Source organism: Pseudomonas sp. FSL R10-0399 (genome assembly GCF_009600165.1).
GTDB classification, from domain to species: Bacteria; Pseudomonadota; Gammaproteobacteria; order Pseudomonadales; family Pseudomonadaceae; genus Aquipseudomonas; species Aquipseudomonas helleri.
The window spans coordinates 34,255-53,371 of the sequence record NZ_WIWK01000002.1 but is presented as its reverse complement, the minus strand read 5'-3'; the positions used below and the strand labels follow the sequence as shown (position 1 = coordinate 53,371).

The window sequence follows — 19,117 nt, the reverse complement described above, 5'->3', positions numbered from 1 at the left end:
GACCATGCCAGGCGCATCGCTTCGTCATCAGCAACCTGTCCCCGGCCGCAAGCCGGTGCCACGGGGTGCCAGCCGGATGGTGGCTAAAGAGCCGATGTCGGTGCGTGTGCCAAAAGCCAATTTTGGCTTTTTGAAAGTGCTGTTTTGGCCTGTATTGCTGGTGGCCCTGGGGTTCGGTACGTACGAAGGCGCACAACGCCTGATGCCGTACGCGGACCGCCCGATCACCAACATCAATGTGCAGGGTGACTTGACCTACATCAGTCAGCAGGCCGTGCAACAGCGTATTGCTCCATATGTGGCCGCGAGTTTCTTTACGGTCGATCTGGAAGGCATGCGCACTGAGCTGGAACAAATGCCATGGATTGCTCACGCCGAAGTCCGTCGGGTGTGGCCGGACCAAGTGGTAATTCGCCTTGAAGAGCAACTGCCGGTTGCGCGCTGGGGCGATGAAGCATTGCTGAACAACCAGGGCCAGGCATTCACCCCGCGTGAGCTGGCCAACTACGAACATTTGCCGCAGCTGTTTGGCCCACAACGGGCCCAGCAGCAAGTGATGCAGCAGTATCAGGTGTTGAGCCAGATGCTGCGTCCGATGGGCTTTTCTATTGCCCGGCTGGAATTGCGTGAGCGCGGTAGCTGGTTCCTGACCACCGGAGCCGGCAGTGCAGGGCCTGGGATCGAGCTGCTGTTGGGGCGCGATCACTTGGTAGAAAAAATGCGTCGCTTCATAGCCATCTATGAAAAAACGCTGAAAGAACAGATTACAAACATTGCGCGCATTGATTTGCGTTATGCCAACGGATTGGCCGTCGGCTGGCGGGAACCTGTGGCACCCACGATAGCCCAACCCGCTGTCGCGAAGAATTAAGAAGAGGCAGGACCCATGGCAAATGTGCAAAGCGGCAAAATGATCGTTGGTCTCGATATCGGTACCTCCAAGGTGGTGGCGCTGGTAGGCGAGGTTGGTGAAGACGGCACGATCGAAATCGTCGGTATTGGCACGCATCCGTCCCGGGGCCTGAAGAAGGGCGTGGTGGTCAACATCGAGTCCACCGTGCAGTCGATCCAGCGCGCGATTGAAGAAGCGCAGCTGATGGCCGGTTGCCGGATCCACTCGGCGTTCGTCGGCGTTGCGGGTAACCATATCCGCAGCCTGAACTCCCACGGCATCGTTGCCATCCGTGATCGTGAAGTGAGCACGGCTGACCTTGAGCGCGTGCTTGACGCTGCCCAGGCAGTGGCCATTCCGGCAGACCAGCGTGTGTTGCACACCCTGGCGCAGGACTACGTGATCGACAACCAGGAGGGCGTTCGTGAGCCGCTGGGCATGTCGGGCGTACGTCTGGAAGCCAAAGTGCACGTGGTGACTTGCGCGGTAAATGCTGCGCAGAACATTGAGAAATGCGTGCGTCGCTGTGGCCTTGAGGTGGATGACATCATCCTCGAACAACTGGCGTCGGCTTACTCGGTATTGACCGATGACGAGAAAGAACTGGGCGTATGCCTGGTCGACATCGGCGGTGGCACCACGGATATCGCGATCTTCACTGAAGGCGCTATTCGTCACACCGCGGTGATCCCGATTGCGGGTGATCAGGTCACCAACGACATCGCGATGGCGTTGCGTACCCCGACCCAATACGCCGAAGAAATCAAAATCCGTTACGCCTGCGCACTGGCCAAACTGGCCAGCGCGGGTGAAACCATCAAAGTACCGAGCGTGGGCGACCGTCCTCCGCGCGAATTGTCCCGCCAGGCCCTGGCCGAAGTGGTTGAGCCGCGTTACGACGAATTGTTCACGTTGATCCAGGCAGAGCTGCGTCGCAGCGGCTACGAAGACCTGATCCCGGCCGGCATCGTGCTGACCGGTGGCACTTCGAAAATGGAAGGCGCTGTTGAGCTGGCTGAGGAAATCTTCCACATGCCGGTTCGTCTGGGCGTACCGCACAGCTTCAAAGGCTTGTCCGACGTTGTGCGCAATCCGATTTACTCCACCGCTGTGGGCTTGTTGCTGTACGGGCTGCAAAAGCAGTCGGACGGTATTTCCATATCGGGTATCAGCAACCGCGACAGCTACAGCAGTGAAGAACAAAAAGCCCCTGTGTTCGAGCGCCTCAAGCGCTGGGTTCAGGGCAACTTTTAAAGCTTGAGCAGTAAAAGATTCAAAAGCAGTAGAAGTAGGCGAAATAACTAGAGAATGTAAGGAGAGGGACCATGTTCGAACTCGTAGACAACATCCCGCAGAGCCCGGTAATCAAAGTTATCGGTGTTGGTGGTGGCGGTGGCAATGCTGTTAACCACATGGTTAAGAGCAACATCGAAGGCGTGGAATTCATCTGCGCCAACACTGACGCACAAGCGCTGAAGAACATTGGCGCGCGTACCATCCTGCAATTGGGCACCGGTGTGACCAAAGGCCTGGGTGCTGGCGCCAATCCTGAGGTCGGTCGTCAGGCCGCTCTGGAAGACCGCGAGCGCATCGCTGAAGTGTTGCAGGGCACCAACATGGTGTTCATCACCACGGGCATGGGCGGTGGTACCGGTACCGGTGCTGCGCCGATCATTGCCGAAGTGGCCAAGGAAATGGGCATCCTCACCGTTGCGGTGGTGACACGTCCGTTCCCGTTTGAAGGTCGCAAGCGCATGCAGATCGCTGACGAAGGTATTCGTCTGCTGTCCGAAAGCGTTGACTCGTTGATTACGATTCCGAACGAAAAACTGCTGACCATCCTCGGTAAAGACGCCAGCCTGCTGTCAGCTTTCGCCAAGGCCGATGACGTACTGGCCGGTGCCGTTCGCGGTATCTCCGACATCATCAAGCGTCCGGGCATGATCAACGTCGACTTTGCCGACGTGCGCACCGTGATGAGCGAAATGGGCATGGCAATGATGGGCACTGGCTGCGCCAGCGGTCCTAACCGTGCACGTGAAGCGACCGAAGCGGCCATCCGCAACCCGCTGCTCGAAGACGTGAACCTGGAAGGCGCTCGCGGCATCCTGGTAAACATCACTGCCGGTCCTGACTTGTCTCTGGGTGAATACTCCGACGTGGGCAGCATCATTGAAGCGTTCGCTTCGGAGCACGCAATGGTCAAGGTCGGTACGGTTATCGATCCGGACATGCGCGACGAACTGCACGTGACCGTGGTTGCTACCGGTCTGGGCGCGAAAATCGAGAAGCCGGTCAAGGTTATCGACAACACCGTTCAGGCATCGTACGCAACGGCTTCGGCCCAGCCAGCGCCTTCGCGTCAAGAACCGCGTGTCGAGCGTCAGGAGCTGCCAGCGGTTAACTACCGTGACCTGGACCGCCCAACCGTGATGCGTAATCAGGCTCAGCACGGCGCAACAGCCGCTGCCAAGCTGAATCCGCAAGATGATCTGGACTACCTGGACATCCCGGCATTCCTGCGTCGTCAGGCTGATTAATGAAATCAATCAGGGGGATTCAGGTGATTGGTGTTCAGCAAAGGCTCGGTCTGCTATTATCGCCAGCCTTTGTTGATACCAGTTCGCAATTTGCGCTGAAGCGGCCAATGCCATGATTAAACAACGCACCCTGAAAAATATTATCCGTGCCACAGGTGTCGGCCTGCACTCCGGTGAGAAGGTCTACCTGACCCTCAAGCCTGCGCCTGTGGACACCGGCATCGTGTTTTGTCGTGCAGACCTTGACCCTGTGGTGCAGATTCCTGCTCGCGCGGAAAACGTCGGCGAGACGACGATGTCGACCACGTTGGTCAACGGCGATGTAAAAGTAGACACGGTAGAGCATTTGCTCTCGGCCATGGCTGGCCTTGGGATCGATAACGCCTACGTCGAACTCTCCGCGTCTGAAGTCCCGATTATGGACGGTAGCGCCGGACCTTTCGTGTTTTTGATTCAATCTGCCGGCCTGGAAGAACAGGACGCGCCGAAGAAGTTCATCCGTATCCTGCGTGAAGTGACAGTGGAAGATGGCGACAAGCGCGCTACTTTCGTCCCTTTCGAAGGCTTCAAGGTGAGCTTCGAGATCGATTTCGATCACCCGGTTTTCCGTAACCGCACCCAAAGTGCAAGCGTGGATTTCTCAAGCACTTCGTTTGTAAAAGAAGTCAGCCGCGCGCGTACCTTTGGTTTCATGAGTGACATCGAGTACCTGCGCAAGCACAACCTCGCACTCGGCGGCAGCGTGGAAAACGCGATCGTAGTCGATTCCGATGGTGTACTGAACGAAGACGGCCTTCGCTACGAAGACGAATTCGTGAAGCACAAAATCCTCGACGCCATTGGCGATCTCTACCTGTTGGGCAATAGCCTGATTGGTGAGTTCAAGGGCTTCAAGTCTGGCCATGCCCTGAACAACCAGCTGCTTCGCAAGCTGATTGAACAGACCGATGCATGGGAAGTCGTGACCTTTGAAGACGCCAGCACTGCACCGATCTCGTACATGCGTCCGGTTGCGGCAGTTTAAGTAAAACTTCATTCTCTAGTTTTTGAAGGCCACCCTCGGGTGGTCTTTTTTTTACCCGATGTTTAACGTAAATCTGTAGGAGCGAGCTTGTCTCGCGATCTTTTGATCTTGGCTGGGGCAGCTTCGCCACCCATCGCAGCCTTCGTGCCTCGTCAGCGACTACGCCGGACGTAGCCTCGCAGGGAGGTGCACATTTGTAGGAGCGAGCTTGCTCGCGATCTTTTGATCTCGGGTGGGGCAGCTTCGCCACCCATCGCAGCCTTCGTGCCTCGGCAGCGACTACGCCGGACGTAGCCTCGCAAAGCTCGTCAACTGCTACGGGCGGTGCACATTTGTAGGAGCGATCTTTTGATCTTGGGTGGGACAGCTTCGCTACCCATCGCAGCCTTCGTGCCTCGGCAGCGGTTACAAGCCGGACGTAGCCTCGCAAAGCTCGTCAACTGCTACGGGCGGTGCACATCTGTAGGAGCGAGCTTGTCTCGCGATCTTTTGATCTTAAAGATCGCAACTGCCGTATACAAAGGTCATACCAACGGCGGCTTCACCGCATTCAACCCCGTCTCATTGATGTTCACGACCCGGTTACGCCCGGCTTTCTTGGCTTGATACAGCGCCTTGTCAGCGGCGCTCAACAACGCGTCCTGGGTTTCACCCGGCTTGGCATAACGGGTGCAGGAGCCCAGGCTGATGGTCAGCTTTTTATGCTCCGGCAACACCGGGGGCATTTGCTCGACGGCGAGGCGGATTTTCTCGCACAGCAGGCGCGTATTGGCGGCCTCTGTTTCGGTCAGTACCACCGCAAACTCTTCGCCCCCGTAACGGGCTGCCAAGTCCGAAGGGCGGCGAACATGGGTCTTGATGACGGCGGCGACCTGACGGATGGCTTCATCACCTGCCTGATGGCCGTAGAGATCATTGAAAGCCTTGAAGTGGTCGATATCGATCATCACCAGCGACAGCGGGCAGCCCGTGCGTTGCGCCCGGCGCCATTCCAGATCCAGGGCCCGATCCAGTGTGCGGCGGTTGGCCAGCCCGGTCAGCGGGTCGGTTGACGCCAAGGCGGCGAGATCACGCTCGGCATGAAGGCGCAAATTCAATTCGCGAATCAGCAACCAGGTCAGCCACAGCAGGCCCAGGCATAACAGCAGCGTGACGCTGCCGATCACTAATGCCGTGTGCTGCCAATTACTGAAAATGCTCGAGGCCGCTATCGCCACCACCACGATAATGGGCAGGTCGTGCACCTGAGCGAAGGTGTACAGGCGCTCGTGGTGATAAATGCCGGACATGGCGATAAAACTGCCAAAGCGCTCATTTAAGAACCGCCGGAAGTTGGGCGCCTGGCTGAGGTCTTGGCCGATTGAGATTTTACTGGTCGGCGGGTACTGCAACATCAGCGTGCCATCCGTGTCGAGCAGGCTGATATTGCCGCTGGGGCCAATGTCCAGGCCCCGGAACAGGTTTTGGAAGTACGATATTTTCAGTTTTCCGACAGCCACACCGGCGAAAGTCCCGTCCTCAGCCACCAGTCTGCGACTGAGATAGATGATCCATTCGGGGCTGTCTGAACTGGCGAGATAGGGGTGACTGATGAACAGCTCATCGCGGGTACTGTTTTGCTGCACGCTGAACCAAGGCTGTTGGGCGGCGTTCGGGGGTACGCTGACGACTGGTTTTGAGCGGGCAATCAGTTTGCCCTGAGCATCCAGTACAAAAAAACCGAAAGAAGAGGGCGCTTCGTTGGTTCTGTCGAAAAGCAAGGATTGCCGGGTCTGGGCAGGCAGCGTCGCCAAGGCTTGGGTGTGCAGCAGGTCGATGAGGTTGATCAGTGCGGAATCATAAATAGAGAAGGTGTTGCGAATGTCACGATTGATCAGTTGCACGATGTTCAGGGCGGAACGCCTGGCATCTTCTTCGGTGTTGCGGTATTCCCGGACCAGCAAATAGCTGACGATGCCGAGAATGACCAAGGCTGAAAATGTCGTTGCCCCGATCAGTGTGCGGCGGGTAATGACAGGAGTGCGCGCGGAATACTTAATGGCTTTACCCTCAAGGCTATAAATCGTGCCTGCTCCTAAGGTACAGCCCTTGAGGTTTAAGGCCAGCTAAAAAGCTGGCCTTAAGGTCACGATTTAGAAGATGTTCAGAGGATAGTCAACAATCACGCGGTATTCATCGACATTGTGATCGACTGTTTCATAGGCCGCGTTGCCACGGTTGGTTGCCCAGCGCAGGGTAAAGCCCAAGTCTTTGGCCTTGCCTTCCTGAACCACGTATTTGGCGCTCAGGTCACGTTCCCAGTGGAAGGCGTTTTTGCCGTTGGGGTTGTACCAGTTGCTGTAACCGATGCTGTTCGGGTCTGCCTTGGTCAGGTCCACTTCACCGCGTGAGTACGAGGCGCTGGTGGTCAGGCCAGGGATGCCGAGGCCTGCAAAGTCATACTCGTATTGCAGTTTCCACGAGCGTTCGTTCGGGCCGTTGAAGTCCGAATACTGCTGCGAGTTATCCAGGTAAATACTGTCGCCCTGGTTGATGTAGTCAAACGGCGTGTTGCCGTTGACGCGTTGGTACACCGCGGTGACTTTGTGCCCGTCCATCCCCACTGCAAAGTGCAGGCTGAAGGTGTTGTTGTTGATGGCACCCAGCAGCGCGTTGCCTGTGTCCTGCGTGTGGTAGTAGTGGAAGCCAGGGTTCAGGGTGATGCCGTTGCTCAGCGAATGGGTGTAGTCCAGGTCGTAGTAGTACTGGTTCCAGACGTTTTGCAACTGCGAGGCATACAGGTTGCTGGTAACTCCCGGGATGCCGCTGAACGCTACGCCAGCCCAAGTCAGGTGCTTGGTGGTCTGGTCATTCAGATTGCCGTAGGTGGTGGTCAGGCGGCGCATGCCGCTCTGGTTGTAGGGCTTGTCGTAGGTGACTTGACCGCCTTCCAGCATCCAGCCCGCAAAGCTGTGGTTGGTCAGGCTGATGCCCTGGAACGTCTGCGGCAACATGCGGGTTTCACCGCCTGCGATCACCGGGTTGGTGATGAACAGGTCACCGGCTTTCAGTTCGGTATCAAACGCACGAATTTTCAGCGCTGCACCGCCCGACGAGAAGTCGGTGGGCGCATTACCGTTGCCGCCACCAATCGGCAGGATACTGCTGCCGCTGGTACCACCACCGCCATCGAGCTTGAGGCCGAGCATGGCGTACGCATCCAGACCAAAACCGACCACGCCAGGGGTATAACCTGAAGCAAACTTGGCAATAAAGCCTTGGCCCCACTCCTTGCCGTCATGGGTGTCCGGGCTGTGGATGTCGTGGTTCATGTAGTAGTTGCGTAGATGCAAGTCGAGGGTCGAGCCGTCGATGAACCCCTCTTTTGAGGTGTCGTCATCTGCCTGTGCAATCAGAGGGATCGTTGCAGTCAGTGCGATGAATAGAGGACTGAGCTTTAGCGCTTGTTTCATCAGTCGGTTGCTCCTTTAAAGTGACGGCAGTTTTTATTTTCTTTGAAAATTCAGTTCTTATTTGTAGGCGCTTCACGGTCTATGCGCCTTTTTTTAAAACAAAAAAAAGCCGCTATCATAGCGGCTTTTGAAACAATCAGTCACATACGTGTCATCAGACTGACTGGGTCGGGAAATATTTGCACGTGAAATCAGCTGTCTTTTGGTTCATCTGCCGGGCTGACTTTGACCTGTGTTTGCTGGGATTTGACATCATTTTGATGGCTGGCTGCGAGTTCGGTTTGACGCTGTTCAAAGGCCGCTGCACGGGCCTCGTTCTTGGCGATGAACGCAGGGGATTCTTCTGCCATGGCCAGAGGCGACAACATCATAGAAGACAAAACGAAAACGCTAGCCATACCCATACTGGTGGACATTTCAGGACCTTCTTGCAGAGCAAGTGTTGTGTGATGGGCTAAATCTATAGTGCCGACGGGGATTGAAACAGCGTCATTCCGTACAAGGACTGTTGCGATTTAAGTAACAAACCGGCGTGAATTGACAGCCGGGCAACACCCGGCTGCCTCAAGACCTCATGGTGTTAAGTGGTCGGCATAAAGAATTGTTTGGTGGTGGATTCGCCCGCCACACCATAGCTGTTTGTGCCATATAGCTCGATGATGTACTCCTTGCGAGGCACGAGATTCGGGACCGAAGCTTTGGTGGTTGTGCCGCTCACTCGTACATGTTGCTTGGTGGTTGCGCCCGGCTCCCCAATGATTAAATTTATGATCTCTGAGGTATGTATGAACTCCCAGGTAAACGTTGCAATACCGAGTTGCGCGTAGGTAAACCCAATTGACTCTTTGGTCGGGCGATAAGAAAGCGTGTCCTTGTTGGAGGTGTCTCCGTAGTACGCGGCTGTTCTGGATCGGTTGCCACTGGTATCAACAGCATAAACATGCACTTGATAGTTGATATCTTTAGCCAGTGAGACAGTTAATTGAAAAGCGCCCAGGACGGGAGGATCCAGTACCTTGTAGAGTTGGTTGTTAATGATGACTTCGTAGTGTGATATTCCACGATTGTCCAAAGAGGCGTTCCAAAAAACGTTGAGTACACCTTCCCGGTAGCGATAGCGGCTCAGCAGGTTAGAAGGCACGGTTGGGTATTCCTGATCCCAGGCAGGGTCACCATGCAGATAGGTATAGTTGGAATTGTAGGCTCTTTCTCCCACGGTTCCGTAGGCATTAATGCCCCACACGAACACATGATATTTTTTGAGAGGGATTAAGTTGTTAAACGTGTAGGTGAGTTCGCTGCCTGAGTAAAACTCTTCTCGAAGCGGTAGTCCGATAATTTTGCCGTCCACACCACTTTCACCCCCTTGAACATCTTTGGAGTCGTAAAGGTGGATTTTGTATTTGACAATGTTGTGACTGCCCTTCCAGGTAGTAACGCCAGTTGTTAGTTCCTGGCGAAGCACTGTTTGCCCATTGATAGGTGTTGCTGCGTGGCTGCTGGTTTCTTTTGTACTGCCGGTATAGGTGATTGAAGTGGACGGGTTGCCATCTTGGTTTACGGCGAACAGCGTCAGGGTAAAGTCCAGCGAAAGGCTTACGGATATAGCGTTACCGCTATAGAAAGATTTGTAGGTTTTTTCGGTATCCGTCTTAATGGTCAATGTGTGGGTAAGGTTCATACCGCCACCGTCGAAATTAACCGTTAATTGCTGGGTGACCGAATTGTATGAGGTGGTCAGATTGGACGGCGGGGAGGGAGGCGTCACTCTGGGGTGATAGGCGTCAATGCGCTTGATGGCGTAATCGCTAGTCAGGCCGAAACTGTTCACTGCATGCGCGGTTATCCAGCAGGCGTCATAGTTGGGGAGGTTGGTAAACATAACGCCTAATGCCCAGCGAGAGGCAATATTCCATAGGATAGGCTCACCTACGGGCTTGCCGTCTACGATGTCCTTCTCTGCATAAATTTCAAAAATATAATGATCGGCGTTATAGATGGAATGCTTGATAAGCATTGAGCACGCATACTTGCCGTCACGCTTGGAATAAACAATGTCAGGGGGTAAAGGTTTATCACTCCCTGTTGGTGGATCAATCCCTTTAAGGGCTTTGACCAACGGTGTTGAACAGTTACCGGCCAAGTCGACGGCATACAGTTTTAATTCGTACTCTTGTCCTTCACGAACCTCGAACTCCAGCTGTTGACGCGGAGTGTGTTGACTGTTTACTTTGATTTTCTCACCATCATTGAGTGAATAGAGGTAGTGGTCGACACCAAAGTTGTCAATGGAGGCATTGAAAGTTATGAAATAGGTGCTCCACCCTCTATGCCAGAGTTCATCATGTACGGTGGGCTGAGACGGGGGGTCTTTATCGATCAGTTGACCAGCTTTATACAGACTGGCTCTAATGCAGTAAGGGACGATGGAAGAGTTTTCAATAAAATCCACATTAATAATATTGCTGTTAATTAATGCTTGGGCATCAGGTTCAAATTTTTTGTCGATGTAGTCGGAGATATCCATGGCGCCATAGAGTATTTTGTACCTGACGACTTGCAGTGACCAAAGATTGGATTTGCTGTACTCCCGAGTTTTCTGATCAATGAAAATATCAAGTTCTTGTTCTGAGGGAATGTCATAGCCTATCCATTCGTGGGTAATGTCATTCCAGACGTCGGAGTGTGATCCGAATTTATCCGATGCGATGATGATGTTGTGGCCTGCGTACTGGCTGCGAATATCCCCAATCGTTAAGTCGGAGGCTGCCCTGGGCACTATTTTTGTTGAGCTGCCAGTCCCTGAAAACCCTTGAGTCAGTTGTGTAAGCAAACGCTCATAGTCGCTGGGTCGAAAATTTTTAAATTCTTGGAACTGTAAAATAATGAGTTCGTGTTTTTTTGAGTTGTAGTCGTTTTTGAAAAAAGCATTGCAGTCCTTAATGAGCCCCAGTACAGATCGGTTAGATGAAAAGGGACCATGGAAAAAATCGAAGCCATATAACGTTCCATTGTAAACTCTTGCGTTGACGCGTAAATCGAACACGCGTGCGCCCTGCGCGATCTGGAAAGGAAAAGTATCATTTTGGCAAGTTAGCCAACCCTCTGCAGGACCTCCCATCCCTTTTTTATCCATCCCGGCATTATGTGTTGAGGGGAGGGTGAGTTGGTGTAGTTTTAATTTATCAAGTTTGATGCCGAGATCAGTCATCCAGGTGGATAAATTATAATCAGGTATTTCATTTAATGTTTTTTTCATGATGATAATAGCTCTTAATACGTGGGGCGAATTAAAAGCCTATCGGCAGGAATAGGTTTTTTCTACTGGTACTTCTGTTAGGTATTGAAGCTTTTTCCGATCTGGTAGTGTTTGTAGTTTGGTTTTCGTGATGTTAGTAGGTGTACTTTGAATGTAAATTCATACGGCGGCACCCGCACTAAAAGCATGGGCAACGTTAAGTGTATGTATAAGTCATTGTTTTACTGCTGATAAATAAGAGTCGCTGGAAAACTTCCTTACTTGACTGAACCAAAACGTTCAGTCATCCGGACAACGCATATTTTAAGTTTCATCATGTTGGCAAATACAGCCCAAAGGTATTTCGCCCCTCGCCAGTGCGCACAAACACTTCGCCGCCATGCATCTGCGCGATGGCTTTGACGATAGCCAGGCCCAGGCCGTGGTTGGCAACGCTGTTGTGGCGTGAAGCATCCACGCGATAGAAGCGCTCGAACAGGCGCGGCAAATGCTCGGCGGCAATGGGATCGCCCGGGTTGCTGATGCTGATGCTTGCCTGATGCGCGGTTTGCTCGATCTGTACATCAATGTGCTGCCCAGGTGCGGTGTGTTGCACGGCGTTGCTCAGCAAGTTGATCAGCGCCCGGCGCAGATGGGCTTTTTCGATGTTGACTTGGGCATCGCCGCTGACCCGCACTGCAACGTGGGCGTCTTCGAGAATGAACTCCAGATAGTCCAGCGTGGTTGCCACTTCATCTGCCAGCGAGGCGCGGGTCAGTTTGCTGGCTTTGCTGCCTTGGTCGGCACTGGCCAAAAACAACATGTCATTGATGATGCTGCGCAGACGCTCCAGTTCTTCGAGGTTGGATTGCAACACTTCAAAGTAATGCTCCGCCGACCGCCCGCGGGTCAGCGCCACCTGGGTCTGGCCAATCAGGTTGGTCAGCGGTGAACGCAGTTCATGCGCCACGTCGGCATTGAACGACTCAAGGCGGGTATACGCCTGTTCAACCCGGTCCAGGGTTGAGTTGAAGCCATTGACCAAGTGATCCAGCTCAGGTGGAAGCGGCGACAGATGCAAGCGCCCGGACAAACGCGGCGGCTCAAGTTTTTGGGCTTTTTCTGACAGGGTGATCAGCGGTTTCAGCCCGATGCGCGCCACCCAATAACCCAAGGCAGACGCCAGCAAAACGCCAATGATCGCCAGGCTGATCAGTGCCATCAGCAGGTGGTGCTGGGTTTGGCGAAAGGTCTCGGTGTCGATGCCGATCAAAAACCGCAGCGCCGGGCGTTGTTCCTTGGCCGGTATCTGGCTGATCAACACCTTGAACGGGTACGCCTGGCCGGGCAATTGCAGGTCGCGCACGCCCGTCGGGCCTTGGGCGAACGCGCGTATTTGCGCGTCAGGCGAGCCATATTCGTAGTGGGGGTCATTGCTAATGGCCCAAAAGCGGATGCGTTTGTCTTTTTCACTAAGCAAAGTGAATTTGGAGGTGATCTTGGCCCAGTGATCGGGGTTGCCGAAGCGATTGATCGACGATTCCAACACGCTGAACCGTGCGTCCAGTTCGGCTTCGGGCAGCATGCTGATGCCCTTGTCGACTTGCTGGTAAAGCGCTCCGCCGATCAACACAAACACCAGCAAGGCCACGAGCGTGAACAATACGCTCAGGCGCATCGCGATGGAGTTCAGGCGGTTAAACACCGCGACGCTCCAGCACATAGCCCATGCCGCGAATGGTGTGCAGCAATTTGTGTTCGAAAGGCCCGTCCAGCTTGGCCCGCAGGCGCTTGATTGCGACTTCGACGACGTTCGCGTCGCTGTCGAAGTTGATGTCCCAGACCATCTCGGCAATCGCCGTTTTAGAGAGGATTTCACCCTGACGCCGGGCCAGCACGCTGAGCAGCGCAAATTCTTTGGCCGTCAGGTCCAAGCGGCTTCCGGCGCGGCTGGCCTTGCGGCTGATCAGGTCGATCCACAAGTCATCGACCGTCACCTGCAACGGTTCATGGCCGCCGCTGCGTCGGGTCAAGGCTTGCAGCCGGGCGACCAGTTCCAGAAACGAAAACGGTTTGCCCAGATAATCATCAGCACCTTCGCGCAGGCCGCGCACCCGGTCTTCAACCCGCTCGCGTGCGGTCAGCATGATCACCGGCGTTTGTTTGCGCGCACGTAAGGCGCGCAACACGCCAAAGCCGTCGAGTTCGGGGAGCATCACGTCGAGCACAATCACCGCGTAATCGCTTTCTAGCGCCAGGTGCAAACCCTCGACGCCATCGCGTGCGACATCCACCGTGTAGCCTTGCTCTGTCAGCCCGCGATGCAGGTAGTCAGCGGTTTTTTCTTCGTCTTCAATAATTAGAACGCGCATAACCTGCCTCAGTGATCCGTCGCCAGTGAGCGGGCGGGTTGGGATCGATGGAACATCCGTTCGAGCCACAAGTATATGACGGGCGTGGTAAACAACGTCAGCGCCTGACTCACCAGCAGGCCGCCGACCACGGCAATCCCCAGCGGCTGGCGCAATTCAGCACCGGTGCCGTAGCCGAGCATCAGCGGCAAGGCGCCCAGCAGGGCGGCGAGGGTGGTCATGATGATCGGCCGGAAACGCGTCAGGCAGGCTTCATAGATTGCCTCTTCAGGGCTTAGCCCACGGGTGCGCTGGGCATCAAGGGCAAAGTCGATCATCAGAATGCCGTTTTTCTTGACGATCCCGATCAGCAGCACCAGCCCGATCAACGCCATGATCGAAAAGTCCTGGCCACATATCCACAGCATCAACAGCGCGCCCAGCCCTGCCGAGGGCAGCGTCGAGATGATCGTCAGCGGGTGCACGAAGCTTTCGTACAGCACCCCCAGAATGATGTACACCGCCACCAGCGCGGCCAGAATCAGCCACGGCTGGCTGGCCAGCGAGCTTTGGAAGGCTTGCGCAGCACCCTGGAAATTGCCGCTGATGGTGCTTGGCATGCCAATCTCGTTTTTCGCCTGATTGAGCATCAGCACCGCGTCACCCAAGGCCACGCCGGGGGCGAGGTTGAAGGACAGGTTGGCGGCCGGGAACATGCCGTCATGGCTGATCGACAGCGGGCCGCTGGTGGGCGCTTCGACCTTTGCCACCGCCGAAAGCGGGACCATTTCGCCGGTCAAGGGCGAGCGCAGGTAGAAGTAGTTGAGGCTTTCGGCCTTGCCACGCTGCTTGCTGTCGACCTCCAGGATTACGTTGTACTGATTGGTTTCAGTCTGGAACTCATTGATCTGGCGCTGACCAAACGCGTCGTAGAGGGCTTCGTCGACATCGGTGGCGGTGAGGCCGAAGCGCGCGGCGGCTTTGCGGTCGATGCTGATGTGGGTGATGCTGCCGCCCAGTTGCAGGTCATTGGACAGGTCGCGAAAAGCGGGGAGAGTGCGCAGTTTTTCGGTCAGGCGCTGGGTCCAGGTATTGAGCGTCGGCCCGTCGTTGCTTTTGAGCACGTACTGGTACTGGCTGCGGCTTGGCCCGGAACTGAGGTTGATGTCTTGCCCGGCGCGCAGGTACAGCACGATGCCCGGCACCTTGGCCAGTTGCGGGCGGATACGGTCGATAAATTCGCTGGCCGACACATCGCGCTCGCCGCGGTCTTTGAGGGCAATCCAGAAGCGCCCGTTGGCGATGGTCTGGTTGCTGCCGGTAACGCCCACCGAATGCGAAAACGCCTGCACCGCCGGGTCGGCGCCGACGATCTTGGCCAGCGCCAAATGCTTCTGGGTCATGTCCGAGAACGAAATATCCGAGGCGGCTTCGCTGGTGCCCAGCACAAAACCGGTGTCTTGCACCGGGAAGAAGCCCTTGGGGATCAGCACATAGCCGGCAATGGCCATCGCCAACGTCACGCCAAACACGCCCAGCATCAGCCGCTGGTGGGCCAGTGCGCGTTTCAGTCCGGCGTCATACAGGGCCAGCAACCGTTCGCCAAAGCCGGGTTTGGCGTCGGCGTGGTGCACCGGCGCGCGCATAAACAGCGCGGCAAGGGTGGGGGCGAGGGTCAGTGACACCAGCACGGAAATAACGATAGTTGAGGTGGCGGTCAGGGCGAACTCTTTAAACAGTCGCCCGACTACACCGCCCATAAACAGCAACGGAATAAACGCCGCCACCAGAGAGAAGCTGATCGATACCACGGTGAAACCAATCTCGCTGGAGCCCTTGATCGCCGCATCGCGCATGCTTTCGCCTGCTTCGAGATGGCGGTGGATGTTCTCTACCACCACAATCGCATCGTCGACCACAAAGCCTACGGCCACCACAATCGCCACCAGCGTCAGGTTATTCAGGCTGAACCCGAGCACGTACATCAAGGCAAAGCTGGCAATCAGCGACACCCCCAGCACGGCAGACACAATCAATGTGGCAGACCATTGGCGCAGGAACAGCGCCATGACGGCGACCACCAGCAGCACCGCGATCAGCAGGGTGATTTCCACTTCATGCAACGAGGCGCGGATGGTCTGGGTGCGGTCGCTCAGCACCGTGACCTCGACCGAGGCCGGTAGCATGGCTTGCAGACCGGGCAGTGCGGCCTGGATGCGGTCGACGGTTTCCACAATATTGGCCCCCGGCTGGCGTGAGATCACCAGGTTGACCCCCGGCCGGGGGCCCGACCAGGCTTGCACATAGTCATTCTCGGAGCCGTTGATCACCCGCGCCACGTCGCGCAACTGCACGGGTGCGCCGTCTTTGTATGACACGATCAACTGGCCGTACTCGTCGGCATCGAACAGTTGGTCGTTGGTCGCCAGGGTCGAGATGCTCGACGGACCGTACAGCGCGCCCTTGGCCAGATTGAGGCTGGTTTGCTGCAACGCCAGACGGATATCGGCGAGGGTCAGGCCAATGGCGGCCAATTTGTCAGCGCTGGCTTGTACCCGGATCGCCGGGCGTTGTTGGCCAGTGATGTTGATTTGCCCCACACCGTCGATTTGGCTGATTTGCCGGGCGAGCAGGGTTTCGACGTAATCGCTGAGTTCAGTGCCGGGCATTTGCAACGAGCTGATGCTGAGGATCAGCACCGGGCTGTCCGCCGGGTTGACCTTGCGCCAGGTGGGCAGCGTGGGCATGTCTTTGGGCAACTTGCCGGACGCGGTGTTGATCGCCGCCTGGACTTCCTGGGCGGCGGTGTCGATGCTCTTGTCGAGGGTAAATTGCAGGGTCAGGGTGGTTGACCCCAGCGCGCTGCTGGAGGTCATTTGGGTTACGCCGGGGATGGCGCTGAACTGCACCTCCAATGGCGTTGCGACCGATGAGGCCATGGTGTCCGGGCTGGCGCCGGGCAGTTGCGCCGACACTTGTATGGTCGGGAACTCCGCCTCGGGCAGCGGCGCAACGGGCAAGCGTGGAAAGGCAATCAGGCCCAACAGCACTAACGCAAAGGTCAGCAGCACCGTGGCAATCGGGTGGTCAACGCACCAGGCCGAGAGTGAGCGGCTGCCGGTCATGGTTGCACCGGCTGGGCGTGTTCGGTGTTAGCCAGGGCGGGCTCGCTCAGGGTTTCGATTTTTGATCCGGGTTTGAGCCGCGACTGGCCGTCGCTGACCAGCGTATCGCCCGGTTTGACGCCGCTGACGATGTTCAACGCCGTGTCCTGATAGAGGACCTGCACGGGCACGGTTTCGACCTGGTCGCCGTTGACCCGGTACACGAAATACGTGTCCAGCCCGCGTTGCACAACGGGCGGGGGGACGACCAGGGCATTTTGATCAAGCCCGGTTTGAATCTCGACATTCACCAGTTGCCCCGGCCAGAGCGCATGGGTGGGGTTATCGAACTGCGCCTTGACCTTGATGGTGCCGGTGGTGGCGGACACCTGATTATCGATCAGGCTCAAGCGGCCTTCGCCCAACGGCGTGCCGCTATGGTCCGCGTCGCCAATAAAGGCTTTGACCAGGGCCGGATCCTTGGCGTTGAGCAGCTTATGCAAGGTGGGCAGTAATTGTTGGGGCAGGGAAAACTCGACGGCGATCGGATCGAGTTGGGTCACGGAAAATAACCCCTGGGTATCGCTCACCCGCAGGAAGTTGCCCGGATCCACGGCGCGGATCCCCACACGGCCAGTGACCGGCGAGTGAATTTGCGTATACGACAGTTGCACCTGCGCCGCTTCAATTGCCGCCTGATTGCCTACTGCCGTGGCTTTGAGCTGATTGACCAGCGCCTGTTGCTGGTCGAGGGTTTGCTTGGACACGCCGTTGTCGACGCTCAACAACTGGTAGCGCTTGAGGTCGATCAACGCGCCTTGCAACTGCGCCTGATTTTGCTGCAGTTGGGCTTTGGCCTGGTCCAGGCTGGCCTTGATTGAGCGGTCATCCAGGGTCGCGAGCAAATCACCGGCCTGTACCGTTTGCCCTTCTTTAACCAGCAACTGGGTGAGGATGCCGTCAATCTGTGGGCGAATGACCACACTGTGGAGCGACAGCACGGCACCAATCCCGCTGACCGTGCGCGGTACGTCTTGCTGCACCACTTGAATGACCCGCACCGGCACGGCGGTAGATGCGACAGCGGTGTGCGAGGCCGGGCGTTTGAGCAGCCAGAGGCCTGCGCCGAGCAGAACAATTACTAGCGTGCCGAGGACTATTTTTTTAGTTTGAATGCGCATGCCAGGCCGTGTGCGTGGAAAGGGGGATGTCAGGGTTATAGCGGTTGAATCCGGTCAGCAGAGTGACTGCAAACTGACATTACGGACAGGAACATAAAAATAGTGTGATAACCGTCAAGAAAGAGCTGCCCACGTCGATAGTTTTGTAGAGGGTGCGCTCCAGCGTTCCCGCTCAGGGGGCGTGAACCATGAAGAAGATGGCGCTAAGTGTTGCCGCGTGTGCGTTGTTGCTGTTGGCTAACGAAGCTGAGGCGCAGTCGGTTGTCAGAAGCGGGGTGATTCACTTTCAGGGCTCTATTGTGGAGTCTTCCTACGAGATCGCCCCGGCCAGCGAGATGAGCACGGGTGCGTCCGTCAAGCTGATAGAGGTCGAGCCCGGTGTTGTCATTGCGGTGAATATGGCCTCGCGAGGCGCAGGTGGCAGCGAGCCGCTCTTTTCCACGGCCTTTGAAGCGCTTAAAAACGAGCCACTAGCCAGTGATAACGTCTCGGCCAGCAAGCGCGGCGTGCTGACTATTTCCTACCGGTGACTGCTCGGCGGGTTGATCGGGCAGGTATACTGCGCGTCTTGCGCCAACTGGCCGATCACTCCCCCGTACTCCGGAGCTTTCATGACAACTCCTGCACAACCGGCTGCTCCTGATGCCGTGAGCGCCGAACCCACTGAAAACGAAGCAACTGTGGATACCGCGCAAAAGCCGGTGATCCCTGCGTTCACGTTTCCGTTCAAGCCTGCTGAATTTGCCAAGAACAAAGCCAATTCCAAAGGCCAGACCCATTACAAAAAAGGTGAAGGCCACGGCCACACCAAAACCCCTGGCGCAGCCCCTCCCGGTACCCGTCGCTCCATGGGCAAACGCTGATTGATGATACAAAACGTGGCTTTGTGCCACTATTGGTCGGATAGGCCGTATTAATGCCTTTTGATATGCGCTAGATCAGTATTTGGTTAATTGGGGAGCATAAAGTCGACGCCCCGCCGACTCTTACTCCCTAATAACTGAGCGTGCTGTCATGAAAATCAATCTACCGATTACCGGCCGAGCTGTTGATTTCGCACCCGACGCCAACATCCTTTCTACCACTGACCTGAACAGTGCCATCACCTACGCCAACGATGACTTCATCAAGGTCAGCGGTTATTCGCTGAGCGAGTTGCTCGGCAACCCGCATAGCCTGCTGCGCCACCCCGATATGCCGTCTGCAGCCTTCAGCCACATGTGGCAGACCCTCAAGGCCGGGCGTTCGTGGATGGGTATGGTGAAAAACCGCTGCAAAAATGGTGACCATTATTGGGTCAGCGCTTACGTCACGCCGGTGATGAAAAACGGCGAA

The 19,117-nt window shown here is 56.1% G+C and carries 14 protein-coding genes and 1 pseudogene; 7 read left to right on the top strand and 8 right to left on the bottom strand.

Annotated elements, in window-relative coordinates; genetic code table 11:
* Nucleotides 1-4 precede the first annotated feature (4 nt).
* The 4 genes from GHO41_RS00880 (at nt 5) to lpxC (ending at nt 4,456) form a co-directional block, all read left to right on the top strand.
* Nucleotides 5-871, top strand: coding sequence for a cell division protein FtsQ/DivIB (locus GHO41_RS00880; protein WP_048367179.1), 867 nt, complete (start codon nt 5-7; stop codon nt 869-871).
* A 15-nt stretch (nt 872-886) separates the two neighbouring features.
* Entirely contained in the window at nt 887-2,146 is a 1,260-nt protein-coding gene (gene ftsA, locus GHO41_RS00875) for a cell division protein FtsA (protein ID WP_048367176.1), read from the top strand.
* A gap of 71 nt (nt 2,147-2,217) precedes the next feature.
* On the top strand, nt 2,218-3,432 hold the full coding sequence (gene ftsZ / locus GHO41_RS00870; RefSeq protein WP_048367173.1) for a cell division protein FtsZ: 1,215 nt from the start codon (nt 2,218-2,220) through the stop codon (nt 3,430-3,432).
* Nucleotides 3,433-3,544: 112 nt separating this feature from the next.
* The gene (gene lpxC, locus GHO41_RS00865; protein WP_048367172.1) at nt 3,545-4,456 is read left to right on the top strand and encodes a UDP-3-O-acyl-N-acetylglucosamine deacetylase; all 912 of its coding nucleotides are present in this window, start codon (nt 3,545-3,547) and stop codon (nt 4,454-4,456) included.
* A gap of 524 nt (nt 4,457-4,980) precedes the next feature.
* Here lpxC and GHO41_RS00860 read toward each other — a convergent pair.
* The 8 genes from GHO41_RS00860 to GHO41_RS00825 form a co-directional block, all read right to left on the bottom strand.
* Nucleotides 4,981-6,426 carry a sensor domain-containing diguanylate cyclase gene (locus GHO41_RS00860; protein WP_256678654.1) on the bottom strand — a complete coding sequence of 482 codons (1,446 nt, stop codon included), beginning with the start codon at nt 6,424-6,426 and terminating at the stop codon, nt 4,981-4,983.
* A gap of 162 nt (nt 6,427-6,588) precedes the next feature.
* Nucleotides 6,589-7,908, bottom strand: a complete 1,320-nt coding sequence (locus GHO41_RS00855) for an OprD family porin (protein ID WP_153330969.1) — start codon at nt 7,906-7,908, stop codon at nt 6,589-6,591.
* Nucleotides 7,909-8,099: 191 nt separating this feature from the next.
* On the bottom strand, nt 8,100-8,324 hold the full coding sequence (locus GHO41_RS00850) for a hypothetical protein (protein WP_048367167.1): 225 nt from the start codon (nt 8,322-8,324) through the stop codon (nt 8,100-8,102).
* A gap of 164 nt (nt 8,325-8,488) precedes the next feature.
* Entirely contained in the window at nt 8,489-11,167 is a 2,679-nt protein-coding gene (locus GHO41_RS00845; protein ID WP_153432653.1) for a hypothetical protein, read from the bottom strand.
* Nucleotides 11,168-11,480: 313 nt separating this feature from the next.
* Entirely contained in the window at nt 11,481-12,869 is a 1,389-nt protein-coding gene (locus tag GHO41_RS00840) for a heavy metal sensor histidine kinase (protein WP_153432652.1), read from the bottom strand.
* Nucleotides 12,844-13,518: a heavy metal response regulator transcription factor gene (locus GHO41_RS00835; protein ID WP_153432650.1), complete on the bottom strand. Its 675-nt coding sequence runs from the start codon at nt 13,516-13,518 to the stop codon at nt 12,844-12,846. The genes GHO41_RS00840 and GHO41_RS00835 overlap by 26 nt, the downstream gene beginning before the upstream one ends.
* An 8-nt stretch (nt 13,519-13,526) precedes the next feature.
* A complete protein-coding gene (locus GHO41_RS00830; RefSeq protein WP_153432648.1) occupies nt 13,527-16,622 on the bottom strand; it encodes a multidrug efflux RND transporter permease subunit in 3,096 nt (1,031 codons plus the stop codon).
* Entirely contained in the window at nt 16,619-17,782 is a 1,164-nt protein-coding gene (locus GHO41_RS00825) for an efflux RND transporter periplasmic adaptor subunit (RefSeq protein ID WP_153432646.1), read from the bottom strand. Before GHO41_RS00825 ends, GHO41_RS00830 begins: the two co-directional genes overlap by 4 nt.
* A 188-nt stretch (nt 17,783-17,970) precedes the next feature.
* Between GHO41_RS00825 and GHO41_RS00820 the strand changes: the two genes are divergently transcribed.
* The 3 genes and pseudogenes from GHO41_RS00820 to GHO41_RS30635 all read left to right on the top strand — a co-directional run.
* Entirely contained in the window at nt 17,971-18,312 is a 342-nt protein-coding gene (locus tag GHO41_RS00820) for a hypothetical protein (protein WP_048390211.1), read from the top strand.
* An 81-nt stretch (nt 18,313-18,393) separates the two neighbouring features.
* Entirely contained in the window at nt 18,394-18,645 is a 252-nt protein-coding gene (locus tag GHO41_RS00815) for a hypothetical protein (protein ID WP_048367159.1), read from the top strand.
* Nucleotides 18,646-18,796: 151 nt separating this feature from the next.
* Nucleotides 18,797-19,078 (top strand): annotated as a pseudogene (locus GHO41_RS30635) (PAS domain-containing protein); the annotation flags it as partial.
* Nucleotides 19,079-19,117 lie beyond the last annotated feature (39 nt).